Origin of the sequence: Fulvivirga ligni (genome assembly GCF_021389935.1) — a bacterium.
GTDB lineage: Bacteria > Bacteroidota > Bacteroidia > Cytophagales > Cyclobacteriaceae > Fulvivirga > Fulvivirga ligni.
The window spans coordinates 5,021,161-5,033,957 of the sequence record NZ_CP089979.1 but is presented as its reverse complement, the minus strand read 5'-3'; the positions used below and the strand labels follow the sequence as shown (position 1 = coordinate 5,033,957).

The 12,797-nt window shown below is 37.2% G+C and carries 13 protein-coding genes; 8 read left to right on the top strand and 5 right to left on the bottom strand.

The window, feature by feature from the left end:
* Positions 1-30: 30 nt before the first annotated feature.
* Complete coding sequence (locus tag LVD16_RS21140) at positions 31-807, bottom strand: lysophospholipid acyltransferase family protein (protein ID WP_233770283.1); 777 nt, start codon at positions 805-807, stop codon at positions 31-33.
* Between the two features lie 222 nt (positions 808-1,029).
* A complete protein-coding gene (locus LVD16_RS21135; RefSeq protein ID WP_233770282.1) occupies positions 1,030-1,806 on the bottom strand; it encodes a carboxypeptidase-like regulatory domain-containing protein in 777 nt (258 codons plus the stop codon).
* A gap of 124 nt (positions 1,807-1,930) precedes the next feature.
* Here LVD16_RS21135 and LVD16_RS21130 point away from each other — a divergent pair, with 124 nt between their 5' ends.
* Positions 1,931-3,703, top strand: a complete 1,773-nt coding sequence (locus LVD16_RS21130; RefSeq protein WP_233770281.1) for an OmpA family protein — start codon at positions 1,931-1,933, stop codon at positions 3,701-3,703.
* A gap of 56 nt (positions 3,704-3,759) precedes the next feature.
* Here LVD16_RS21130 and LVD16_RS21125 read toward each other — a convergent pair whose 3' ends face one another.
* Positions 3,760-4,113, bottom strand: a complete 354-nt coding sequence (locus LVD16_RS21125) for a DUF2116 family Zn-ribbon domain-containing protein (protein ID WP_233770280.1) — start codon at positions 4,111-4,113, stop codon at positions 3,760-3,762.
* A gap of 180 nt (positions 4,114-4,293) precedes the next feature.
* Here LVD16_RS21125 and LVD16_RS21120 point away from each other — a divergent pair, with 180 nt between their 5' ends.
* Positions 4,294-4,632, top strand: a complete 339-nt coding sequence (locus LVD16_RS21120; protein WP_233770279.1) for a single-stranded DNA-binding protein — start codon at positions 4,294-4,296, stop codon at positions 4,630-4,632.
* Positions 4,633-4,684: 52 nt separating this feature from the next.
* Here the strand turns inward: LVD16_RS21120 and LVD16_RS21115 are convergent, their stop codons facing one another.
* Positions 4,685-5,227 carry an ExbD/TolR family protein gene (locus LVD16_RS21115; RefSeq protein WP_233770278.1) on the bottom strand — a complete coding sequence of 181 codons (543 nt, stop codon included), beginning with the start codon at positions 5,225-5,227 and terminating at the stop codon, positions 4,685-4,687.
* 199 nt (positions 5,228-5,426) lie between these two features.
* Here LVD16_RS21115 and LVD16_RS21110 point away from each other — a divergent pair, with 199 nt between their 5' ends.
* The 6 genes from LVD16_RS21110 (at position 5,427) to LVD16_RS21085 (ending at position 11,890) form a co-directional block, all read left to right on the top strand.
* Entirely contained in the window at positions 5,427-7,430 is a 2,004-nt protein-coding gene (locus tag LVD16_RS21110) for a BatA domain-containing protein (protein WP_233770277.1), read from the top strand.
* A 21-nt stretch (positions 7,431-7,451) separates the two neighbouring features.
* On the top strand, positions 7,452-8,720 hold the full coding sequence (locus LVD16_RS21105) for a dihydroorotase (RefSeq protein ID WP_233770276.1): 1,269 nt from the start codon (positions 7,452-7,454) through the stop codon (positions 8,718-8,720).
* Positions 8,721-8,735: 15 nt separating this feature from the next.
* Positions 8,736-9,281 carry a DUF4199 domain-containing protein gene (locus tag LVD16_RS21100; protein ID WP_233770275.1) on the top strand — a complete coding sequence of 182 codons (546 nt, stop codon included), beginning with the start codon at positions 8,736-8,738 and terminating at the stop codon, positions 9,279-9,281.
* A 126-nt stretch (positions 9,282-9,407) separates the two neighbouring features.
* Positions 9,408-9,956, top strand: a complete 549-nt coding sequence (locus LVD16_RS21095; RefSeq protein ID WP_233770274.1) for a DUF4199 domain-containing protein — start codon at positions 9,408-9,410, stop codon at positions 9,954-9,956.
* Between the two features lie 2 nt (positions 9,957-9,958).
* A complete protein-coding gene (locus LVD16_RS21090) occupies positions 9,959-10,924 on the top strand; it encodes a glycosyltransferase family 2 protein (protein WP_233770273.1) in 966 nt (321 codons plus the stop codon).
* A gap of 3 nt (positions 10,925-10,927) precedes the next feature.
* Positions 10,928-11,890, top strand: a complete 963-nt coding sequence (locus LVD16_RS21085; protein WP_233770272.1) for a glycosyltransferase family 2 protein — start codon at positions 10,928-10,930, stop codon at positions 11,888-11,890.
* Here LVD16_RS21085 and LVD16_RS21080 read toward each other — a convergent pair whose 3' ends face one another.
* Complete coding sequence (locus LVD16_RS21080) at positions 11,891-12,664, bottom strand: class I SAM-dependent methyltransferase (protein ID WP_233770271.1); 774 nt, start codon at positions 12,662-12,664, stop codon at positions 11,891-11,893.
* Positions 12,665-12,797: the final 133 nt, after the last annotated feature.

The window sequence follows — 12,797 nt, the reverse complement described above, 5'->3', positions numbered from 1 at the left end:
ATAATTATAAGCTAAGGTTCTATCTGAGCCTTAGCTTTTTATATCATGCTTTTTTATAATATCTATCATATGATTAAATACCTTCTCTTTTAGGAAAGGCAATTCCTTCAAGCTGTATTCAGAGGCATCTATCTCATCACCGAAAATTACTTTCACTCTTCCTGGCTTCAGGTTCAAAGTACTAGGAGGCATAAGTCTGCCTGCATTAGTAATTACTGTAGGCATAATGGTGGCCTTAGTCTCAATGGCTATTCTAAAAGCACCATCATAAAAGGGTTGAAGTGGTAGTTCCGTTCTGTTTTGTGTTCCTTCAGGAAATATCAAGATAGAAATACCTTCTTCCAATACTCTCTTTAGCTTTAAAATGCTGTCTCTTCTGCTTTCCGCACTAGAACGATCTACAATAATGGTTACAACCCGCACAATTAAACCAAATACCGGAATCTTCAACAATTCCTTTTTTGCCAAGGGTCTAAACTGAGTGGGCACACCTTGCACCAGGCCAGGGAGATCTAAAAAGGAAGTGTGATTACAAGCATAAATGTATGATTTGCTTTTATCTACTTTCTGCTTATCTACCACCGAATATCTGATGAATGTAAAAAAGCTAAATATCAACGACCAAAGGCGCAAACCGAAATAGGTAAGGCTACCATATTTAGGGCCTAGAAGAATGGGTAAAACAATAAGAGGCAACAGTATGATCATGAATACTGAGAAGATCAGTATTACCCAAATGCGATAAAGTATAGATGCTATTTTCTTAAGAGCTTTCATTAAAGCCGCGAAAATACGAAAAGCTATCATATTATGGGTGCTTATTATGAGCTTTTCCGTTTCACTAAAGTTTTTAAAATTGATTGTACTTTTTATGAAAATTAGTCATCAACTAGAATGGATTTTTAGCAAATTCCGATTATCTTTATTGATGTAACTAAAAAATGTTTAACCTCTTTGCTTGCAAAAACAGCCATCTAAAAAGGTGGCTGTTTTTTTATTGTCTTTTAAATACGTGGATTTCTGCAAGGGCTATTGATCAGTGTCGTCTTCCTCTAATTTTATAAATTTAGTAAGGCACTGGTTTACAGCTACGGCTATTTCGTATTCCGTAGAGTTCATAATAAAGCTTTCTTCCAGCTTACAATATTGCATAAAGTCTTCCACCTTATCTTCAGGTAATCCGGTAAGTTCTATCACTACCTTTTCATTGTATTTTGACTTGGCTAAAAGCTGCCTATCATAGCTTCGCTGAAACTGCTGTAATTTTTTCTTTTCTTTTGCTTCTTTACTCACCTTGTTGTAGATGGCAGAAAAAGGTCCTCCCATTGAAATACCTCCCTCAGCGCTTGTCCATTTTGGTCTCACAAAACCAGTGGCAATTACAGGCTCTTTATCATCTCCGGCTCCAATTGGCACCTGCATGTTGAGTATAGCCTGTTTTAATGCTTTTTCATCCCTGAAAGCAAATACTTTTACAGGCTGAAGCTCCATAGTAGACATATTGAGTGCAATGGTAATATCTATTTTGTCGGTAGCTACATCCTCCTTTATAGTGTAAGCATATGACTCAAATCCAATGGATGAAAACACCAAAGTGTCAGATTTATCCATAGTAACCCAAAATCTACCTTCTGTATTACTTACTACTCCCTTGTTTACTGTTTTATTAATGACATGCACATAAGGCACAGGTTCGTTGGTTTCAGAATCTATAATTCGTCCTGTAATTTCTATTTCAGCTTCCTGAGCAAAAGCTGCAACTCCAAAAAACGTTAATATAAGTGCGGTAAAGAGTGTTTTAGGCATGTTCATATAACGTGAATATAAATAAAAAGATACATTAATTATTACATTATGGCTACTTCTGGTATAAACGTTCTAAACAACAGCTATATTTTTTTATATTTCAACCGGCTAAAGCAATTTTTTAATGAAAAAAACCTTCACACTAACCTTATTTTTTGTCTATAGTATTATTGGTTTTTCCCAAGAGTATAATGAACGCTATGAATTAAAGAACCTTGGGAGAAAGGTGAATAAAGCCTACCATGAAGGAGCACCTGTAATTTCTCTTGATGGTAAAACATTATATTTCTTCGTTCATAATTCACCTGAAAATACCTACGGGAAGGAGGGGAGCCAGGATATTTGGTTTACTGAACTTCAATCTGACGGTACGTGGGGAGAGGCAAAACACATGTCTAAACCACTCAATGAGCATCATTCTAATCAGGTGTTTACGGTTTTGCCAGACGGCACTCTTTTTATTAGAGGAGGTGATTCTAAGAACTCAAAGGGTTTTTCTTTTACTAGAAAAGTCGGAAGTGAATGGTCTAAGCCTGATGAGATAGATGTAGAAGATTTCAAGAATATGAATAATGGGAAATTCTATGGAGCTACCATGTCTTCTGATGGCAAATTCATGATTCTATATTTAAGTGAAAAGGAGAACAGTACTTTTAGTGACCTTTATATGAGCAAGGTTTTAGCTGATGGAAAATGGTCAAGACCCGTGAAATTGCCAAATAACCTGAATACAGCAAGGGATGAGTTTGCACCATACATGGCTCCCGATGATAAAACCATGTACTTTTCTAGCAATAGAAAGGATATGGGTATTGGAAGTGCTGATATCTATAAAACAGTACGTCTGGATAATAGCTGGACTAAATGGTCAGACCCTGTAAACGTTGGCCGACCTTTAAATACCGCCGCCTTTGATTCTTATATGTCTATAGATGCTTCAGGTCATGTATTTACCGCTCAATCTGGTAGAACTATTGACGGAGGTAATCTCGATATTTTTCAACTGATTGAAAAGGAAATCAATATTTCATTAAAAGGGATGGTGCTAGATGAGAAGGCTAAAAATGGTATCAATGCTCAGCTTATTATCAGTCATGAGGGAGAAAAAGATACTGTTAGCGTAGATAATCTAAATGGATACAAAACCAAGCTAAAAGGAGAAGGTAGTTATAATTTCTCCATAACTGCTGAAGGATATCATCCAGCAAAAGGAAGCTTAGAAATCAAAGATGTGTTCCGAGATACCACTGTGATTAAAGACTTTGCATTGAAACCTGTGAAACAGAATCCTATGCTTACGGTAAATGTTTATAATGCCAAGACTAATGAGCCGATCAAGTCTAACCTTACTGTTAGAATGAAAAAGGCTAAGTCAGATTGGGTTAACAAAGAGTTGCCGGATGGATATTTTGAGAAAGAGCTGAAAGACAAAGGTTGGTATATGCTTACCGCCTCAGCTGAAGGTTTTTTAAATGCCAGTGACAGTATTCAAAATCTAAATGAATCAGGAAGCTTGTTAACCAAAGATCTATACCTTCTACCTATCGAAGTAGGAGCTACAGTACGTCTGAAGAATATTTTCTTTGACTTTGATAAAACTACATTGAAGTCTGAATCTTTTGTAGAGCTTAATAAGGTGGTGGAGTTTTTAAACAACAACTCTTCAGTTGAAATCGAAATTGCGGGTCATACGGATAGTAAAGGATCTGATGATTATAACCTTACACTTTCTCAAGGTAGGGCAGAGGCTGTAGTAGCATATTTAGTAGAGCAGGGAATAGATGATTTCAGGCTGGTGGCTAAAGGTTATGGTGAAACAGTGCCGCTGGAAACTAATGATACTGACGAGGGCAGAGCAGTCAATCGTAGGGTTGAGTTCACCGTGTTAAAGAAATAATAGTTAAAACTATATACATCAAAAAGAGCCATTTAAAATTTTAAATGGCTCTTTTCTTATGAATCTCTTTTTACCAAAGCGAAGAAATTATTGTCTAAAGGAAGGTAGCCGTATTCATAACAAAAGTAATAGATGGCACCTGCCTTAGTAGTGTAGGTATTAGTGTAGTAATTAAAATCAAAGCCTTTTTCTACTAATCGATCCCGATGAGTTTTACTCTTTCCATTAGGGTTTAGTTGATTAAGAATTTTCCTGTTCTTTTTCAGTGTAGCATTAACTGAGCGAATGTAATTATTACTATCGCTGTTAAGCTTATTGTTGTAGGCATTTCTACATAAATCTGAACAGAATTTCTTATCTGCGCGGCCAAATATCTTGGTGCCGCATTCCAAACATTCTTTTTCTTCCATATTATAAGTGTTTGGTTATGAGTATTATATCCGTTTATAAACGTTTGTAAACGCTTATAAATGTAAGTTAAGCGAATGCAAACATTTATCATACGAATACTCCCTTAATCTCATACTTACTTTGCCTTCATCAAATTCGATATGAGATCGGATATAGTCATTTTACTAAAATATTTTATTATGAAAAATTTAAGAAACAGTGTTCAGCTTATTGGTAGATTAGGTAAAGATCCTGAAATGAGAAGTTTGGCAAGTGGTTCATCTTTAGCCACATTTTCACTAGCCACTACTGATAGTTATAAGAATGCTGCAGGTGAGCGGGTAGAAGAAACACAATGGCATAACCTGGTGGCATGGGGTAAAACTGCTGACATCGCTTCTCAATTTCTAAAGAAAGGAAACGAAGTAGCTATCGAAGGGAAACTTATCCACCGATCTTATGAAAATGCTAAAGGCGAGAAAAAGTACGTGACGGAGATCAATGTCAACGAAATTTTAATGTTAAAAAACAAGAAATGATAAGGTTTAAGAGGCAGTAGCATCAACTACATGTTACTGCCTCTCTTAACGATTAATCAGGTTCAGCTATGGAAATATTCATGGGTATTTCTTCGCTGGCTTTTCTAATAATCTTTAAATCAGCAGGAGAATTACCAAGCTTTCTATATTCATCGGTGGTGATGCCTGCGCGTTCTGCATAAATTTCATAGTAAGCAGCTTTAGCTTCATCCAGTACTTGTATAAAAGATGCCTGACTGGTGCCTCGGGCTGTTTTTATAGAAACCACAGCATCTTTTGGTGAGTCACTACTGGTATTGTCTTTACCATGGTTTAAAACAAAGGCCTTTATCTCTGTTCTTAAATCTTGGGCACCTTCACGTTGCTTTCCTTCCACCATCAGTTCATCTTTAGAGTTAACCAGAATTTTGAAAATGTTTCGTTCATTTAAATGAAAGGTTGTCGACTCATCAGTGTGCTGTGGCAGTTGTATCATTAGTCCTTTGTCACTCACTATGGTAGTAGTAATCATGAAAAAGATAAGTAGTAAGAAGGCAATGTCTGCCATAGACCCCGCGTTAGGAGCATTAGTTGTTTTATGGATCATAGATTTCATATCAGTAAAATTTGTTTTTTAACTGTAATATGAAATTGGCGATGTCCTTTATTCCTTTCCGGATGCTATAGTTAACAAGGTATAAAGTGAAAGCTTATTTCATATTATAACTTTTTTTATAGTTATAATCGTTTAAAGAATTAAAGTCACAGCCGGAAATGGCTTATTCATTCCTTATTTTTTTCTACTTTTGCAACTGATGAATTTTTTATACCCACAGTTCCTCTACGGCCTTTTTGCATTGGCCATTCCTATAATCATTCATTTATTCAATTTTAGAAGAACTAAAAAGGTATATTTCTCCAATACTCAGTTTCTGAAAAAAGTAAAGGATGCCAGCAGTGCCAAGCGAAAACTGAAGCATTACCTGATTCTGGCCAGTCGTTTATTCTTTATTTTCTTTTTGGTTATCGCCTTTGCACAACCTTTTGTGCCTTCAGATGATGAGGTCAGTGCTTCTTCTCAAACACTCATTTATTTAGATAACTCTCTGAGTATGAGTAATGAAATCACTGAGAATATATCCGCATTTGAGGAAGCTTTGTCTTATGTAAATACACTCACGGATATTTACCCTGCTACTCATGAGTATAAGGTGCTGACTAATGATTTCAATGCTAATTCAAGTGGATTTAAGAGCAAAACAGATATTGATGACTTCACCACCGAGGTAAAAATGAATGGTATTACTCGAACCATTGAGGAAGTAGCTAACCGATTAAAAATAGATACTGAGAAAGGAAAGGACTATGAAGTATTCTGGTTATCAGATTTCCAAAGCTCAACTGCCGGCACAGAGGCGCTTCAACAGTTGGATAGTAACTTCAATATCAATCTGATCCCTCTTCAGTTTCAATCTATAAGTAACGTATATGTAGACTCCCTCTATTTAGATAATCCTTTTCTGATTGGAGATGAAAAGCTGAAGCTCAATGTGGTGCTAAGAAATATAGGTACAAAAGAGGCCAATGATTTAATTGTTAAGGTGTTTGTGGATGACGTGCAAGCAGCTACAGCCAGCGTTAACCTATCTCCAAATGGAAAGGAGACCGCCACTTTTGATCTTGCGTTTAACTTAGAAGGAGAAAACAAATGCAGAATCAGCTTTGAAGATTTTCCGGTAACTTTTGATAATGACTTTTATTTCACCATAAACGGAAGCCAGAAAATAAATATTCTGGAAATCAAGGCTGATCAAAAGGTGAGTCGTATCCAAAGGGTTTTCGGGAATGAAACGATATTCAATTTTAAAAGCTCGAGCTACGCTAACCTTGATTATAACCTTATACCAGAATCTGATTTGGTGGTGGTAAATGGCTTAGATCAAATAGATGCCTCATTGATTGGTGCGCTTAACCAGTTTTTAAATAATTATGGTAATGTGGTCTTTATCCCTTCCTCTTCAGGAAATGTAGATGATTACCGCCAGCTGCTCAATATGAACAGGGTAACTAAGTCAGATTCATTAGCTAAAATGACATTGGCCGCCCCTAATTTTGCGGACCCGTTTTACGAAAATGTGTTTGAAGAGAAGAACCCCAACTTTGCTATGCCCGAAGCCAGCCCGGTTTTGAAATGGGGTGCTGATCGTACTGCATTATTACAGTTTAGAAACGGGCAGCCGTTTTTATCAAAATTTGGAAGTCAGGGTGGTGTTTATGTATTTGCCTCACCGCTGTCAGATGCTTATTCTTCGTTTCAGGCTCATGCCTTGTTTGTGCCAGTTATGTACAGAATAGCTGTATCCAGTGCATCTACAGAGAATCAATTGTATCATTTTATAGATGAACCTTCCATTATTTTCAAAGCCGATACGCTTAATAACCTTGATGATGTGTTTAAACTGGTAAGAGACGACGAAGAAATTATACCTTTGCAAAGAATTAGCGGAAACAATGTTTATATGGATGTGCCAAAATTTGTTTTGAGCTCTGGCTTCTACGATCTCACCTATAGAGGTGAAAAAATGGGGACTTTGGCTTTTAATAACAGTCCATCGGAATCAGATCTCAGACAGTTTGATGCCGCTAATTTAACCAGTGTTTTTGGTGGGAATAGTGCCATCCTGGATGTGAGTAATAAAGATCAGTTCAGGGCGGAACTAGAAAGTAAATATATAGGACAGCCATTATGGAAATATGCCGTAATATTGGCCTTGATTTTCCTTTTTATAGAGGTTTTATTGGTGAGATTCATGCCATAAGCTCATTATAGATTTTAAAGAATGAAAAACATACTTATTAAATCAGCACAAATTATCAATGAGGGTTCACCTTTTCATGGTAAGAAAACCAATGTGCAGATTAAGAATGGAAAGATTGTATACATAGGTGATAACACCCCGAAGGCCGATAAAACCATTGAGGCTAAAGGCATGTATCTTTCTGCTGGTTGGTTTGATATGAGGGCGGTTTTTGCAGATCCGGGCTCTGAACATAAGGAAGATCTAAGGTCGGGTGTCGCTACTGCTGCGGCAGGTGGTTTTACCGGAGTAGCCGTTCTGCCCAATAATCATCCGGTAACTCAGGGTAAGAATGATGTGAAATACCTGCAATCAATAAATACTGAGTCACTGACTCAAATTTATCCGATAGCGGCAGTAACGCTGGGTTGTAAGGGTGAAGAGCTTACTGAAATGATAGATTTGCACACGGCCGGTGCCGCTGCTTTCTCAGATGGTTTGAACCCGATATGGCATACAGACATTCTTTTGAAGTCACTTCAATATTTACAAAAGTTCAATGGCCTTTTGATTAATAAGCCGGAAGATGTGCATTTGAGTATGTTTGGCGTAATGAATGAAGGCTTAAATAGCACAAGATTAGGTATGAAGGGAATTCCTACGCTGGCCGAAGAGCTTATTGTGCAGAGAGATCTTGAGCTATTAGCTTATGCTGGAGGAAGGTTACATTTCACCAATATCTCATCACCGAAGTCAATTAACTTAATCAAAGAAGCTAAGAAAAAGGGCTTACAGGTAACTTGTGATATGGCTGCCTACCAAACTGACTTTAGTGATGATGATCTGATGGGGTTTGATGCTAATTATAAAGTAAGCCCACCATTCAGAACAGAGAAGGATAATAAAGCCCTGAAGAAAGGTTTAAAAGAAGGAGTAATCGATATACTGGTTTCTAATCACAACCCTCAGGATGAAGATGATAAGAAGCTGGAGTTTGATCTGGCTGAGTTTGGTATTACCAGTTTGCAGACGGTAGCGCATAACATTGCTACATTATCGGCAGATGTAGATATGGCGGAGCTGATTAAAAAAGTCACATCTGCACCTCGAGAAGTATTAGGTTTAGCCAATCCGCTAATCAGTGAAGGTGAGGAGGCGAATGTCACCCTTTTTGACCCTAACCATGAGTGGACTCTGGATGGAAAGAGTAATCATTCAAAGTCAGAAAATTCACCATACTGGAAGCAAAAAATTAAAGGAAAGGCCATTGCTACTTTCAATAATGGCATAAGTTATATTGATAAAATTTAGCAGGGAGAGAATAGAATGAAACCGTTAGTAAGAGTACCGTTAAAATTTGGGTTGATAGGAGCGATATTGGGAGTGGTAATAATTTTGGTGCTTTATTTCATCAATCGTCATCCACTATTAATTCCACCATTCTTAGATTTTAGAATACTGCTGTTTGCCGTATTTATCTTTTTTGCCATGAAGGAGTTTAAGGATTTTTATAATAATCAGATGATGAACTTCTGGCAGGGGATTGTTATCGGTTTTATTATCTATATGGTGATAGGTATTCTGGTGGGGCTTTCCATCGTAATTATTTGCCAGATTATGCCAGGTTTTCTTCAAACTTATATAGACGGAACTGTTAATGGAATGATGATGCAGAAGGATCAACTTCTTCACGGAGGCAAGATTACCATTACAGAGGAGGAATTTAACAAGCAAGTAGTTCTACTAAAGAACGACACAGGTGCGGGTACTCTCTTTTTTGACTATTTGGTGAAGAGTACACTCATTGGATTCTTTGTAACGTTGTTACTGTCAGTTCTTATGAGAAGAACCGAGAAGCGTTTTTCGAAATAGCAGATAAACCACTTACCATTAATTAATACCACCAGTTTATTAAATTTTGAAATCATAATTCGGCGCACTATTTTGGGGGATATTTAAAGAAACAAACTTTTACTATCAACCAAAAATTGACGAATCATGAGTGAGAATATGCTAGATAATTCAGGCTTATCAGAAAGAGCCTCTATTAAATCTGTTTCAGTAAAGTGGGGCCTGATTTCAGGAGCCATTGGTATTGTTTTTTACCTAATATTAATGTTAGGTGAATTATACACTGTGACCGGCGTGAGCTTTGTTGGTCTAATACCTTTTGTCATAGTAATATTAATGGCAATGAAAGAATTTAAAGCTAACGGAGATGGCTATATGTCATATGGAGAAGGTTTAAAAATTGCTGTTTTAATAAGTTTAATCGGTGGAGCTATGCTTGCTGTATTTTCTTTGATTTATACTCAATTGATTGATACAGAGATGATTGCTAGAATGCGCGAAGAGGTGGTGATGAAGCTTGAGGAGCAAGGAAAGTCTGATGAGGAAATAGAAATGGGTATGAAGTTCGTAGATGTATTTTCAAATCCATATCTTGGTTTTATTTTAACCATTATAAAAAATGTTTTCGTTGGTTTTATCTTATCTTTGGTCATTAGTGCTATTGCTAAAAACAATAATCCTGAGCTTGAGGTGTAATTATGCCATATGAATTGAATATTTCAGTAGTGGTTCCACTTTACAATGAAGAGGAATCACTACCAGAATTATGTGATTGGATAAGCCGTGTAATGCAAACGCACGGCTTTACTTATGAAATAATATTGGTGGATGATGGTAGTCAGGATACTTCCTGGGAAGTTGTACAGCAGCTTTCACTCACCAACCCATCTATAAAGGGAATTAGGTTTAACAGAAACTTTGGTAAATCTGCTGCCCTAAACACAGGTTTTAAAGCCGCTAAAGGTGAAGTAGTGATCTCCATGGATGCGGACCTGCAAGATAGTCCTGACGAGATACCAGCACTTTATGAAATGATTCATTCAGGTCAGTACCATATGGTTTCTGGTTGGAAAAAGAAGCGCCATGATCCTTTAGGTAAGACCCTCCCTTCAAAGTTTTTTAATAGAATCACAAGGATTATATCAGGCATTAAATTGCATGATTTCAATTGTGGTTTAAAAGCCTACCATAACAGGGTAGTTAAGAATATTCATGTTTATGGCGAAATGCATCGCTATATTCCTGTTATAGCAAAATGGAATGGCTTCGCCAAAATAGGAGAGAAAGTAGTAGAGCATAGAGCCAGAAAATATGGATATACCAAATTTGGTTTTACACGAATAGTAGGTCTGCTTGATTTGCTATCCATCACCTTCGTATCCAAGTTTAAACGTAAACCCATGCACTTTTTTGGTACATTGGGTACCCTTTCATTTTTCGCTGGCTTGCTCATCACCATGTTTGTAATTGGGGATAAATTGTATAGACAGTATAATGCAATGGAGGTAAGAGATGCTACTGATCAGCCGTTGTTCTTTCTTGCTTTGGTGGCATTGATCATTGGTGTGCAGCTGTTTTTGACGGGTTTTCTAGCCGAAATGATGGCTATGAAGTCGCAATCATCAAATGAATACCTGGTAGTAGAGAAGATAGGTGTAGAATAAAATATGTTCTTTTCTGTAGTCATACCTGTATATAATCGTCCTGATGAGGTTGATGAATTATTAGAAAGCTTAACCAAACAGACTTATTCGAATTTTGAAGTCCTGATTATAGAGGACGGATCTAAGTTCGATTGTGAGTTTGTTATGGATAAATATGGTGATGTCTTAAATCTTACCTATTATAAAAAGCCTAATACTGGTCAGGGATTTTCTCGTAACTATGGTTTTGAAAGAGCTAAAGGGGAGTATTTTGTAGTATTTGACTCTGATTGCATAATTCCTGAGCACTATTTTGAAACTGTCAATAATCATCTTGCCGAGCATAAATTGGATGCTTATGGAGGCCCAGATCGGGCTTTAAAAACATTCACAATTACTCAGAGAGCCATCAGTTATTCTATGACCTCTTTATTTACCACCGGCGGTATTCGAGGAGGTAAAAAAAGAATGGGCGCGTTTCACCCCAGAAGCTTTAACATGGGTATATCCCGAAAAGTGTTTGAATCTACTAACGGATATATCATCACCAGAATGGGAGAGGATATAGAGTTCAGTATCAGGATTACAGAAAAAGGATTTAAGACGGGACTCATTGAGGATGCCTATGTGTATCATAAAAGGAGAACAAGTCTTTCTCAATTCTACAAGCAACTACATTTCTTCGGTAGAGCCAGAATAAACATTAGCAGATTTTATCCTGGAGAGATTAAAGTAGTTCATCTGTTTCCAGTGATTTTTACCTTAGGCTTTATTGCTATGTGGCTGCTTCCTTTTGTGAGCACGCATTTATTTTTACTAGCAGCCTTTCTAGTAACATTTTATTTTTCCCTAATCTTCCTGGATAGTCTTTTCAAAGAAAAGAGCTTTCCTGTAGCTGTAATCAGCGTGGGCGCAGCGTTTACTCAGCTATTTGCTTACGGCATTGGGTTCTTACAAGAAGGCTGGAGAAAAATCACCAAAAAGTGATTAAGCAGGTTTTCTACAGAAATAAATAATCTCTCCTTTAGGTAAAGCATAACGCTCAACGTCTTCTGTAGGTAATTTCTTTACGTAGTCATCTTCAGTTACCTCAAAGCCGGCTTTTCTTAGTCTTTCAGGGTAATCTTTTCCGTACAGTCTTACATGATCATCTTGTCCGTAGGCCTTTTCTCTTTCACGCGGACCGGTTATGCTCTTGTCCTCAAAAGTAACATCTGGTACAGGGCTGAAAAACGGAATTTGAATGATAGCCCATCCGCTTGGTTTTAAAACTCTGCAGATTTCACTCATAGCCTTAATGTCATCATCTACGTGCTCCATTACGTGGTTGCACATGGCGGCATCGAAGGTATTAGCTTCAAAGGGGATTTCGTGAACATCCATCTTCACTTTAGCCAAGGGAGAGAATAAATCGCCAGTGATATATCCTTCACCATGCTGCTTTTCGAAAGGCTTCAGAAAACACTGCTCCGGAGCTATGTGAAGAAAATGTAACTTTTTATTAAAGAAGCCCGTCTTCTCATTAAGGTAAAGCCAGATAAGTCTATGTCTTTCAAGAGATAATGAATCTGGGCAAAGTGCGTTAGGACGTGGGTTGATACGCCCGTAGGGAAGAAATTTAGAGTAGCTTTTATTGATAATTGGGCAGGTTACTTTGTTACCTTTTAAGAAAAAGCCAGTAACCTTCAATGCTGGTACACTTATCCTTTGTAACACAGTTCGGGGGATAAACCGAATGACGTAGCTAATTAGTGTTTTCATAATTCATGGCAAATATAAAGAAATCAGTCACTTTTCGCTGCTTAAATAGACCTTAGGATCTTGGTGATATTTATATGTAAGGTAATGTCCCTGTTTCTATGGCTTTCAGTCCGATAAGTTATATTTTATATTT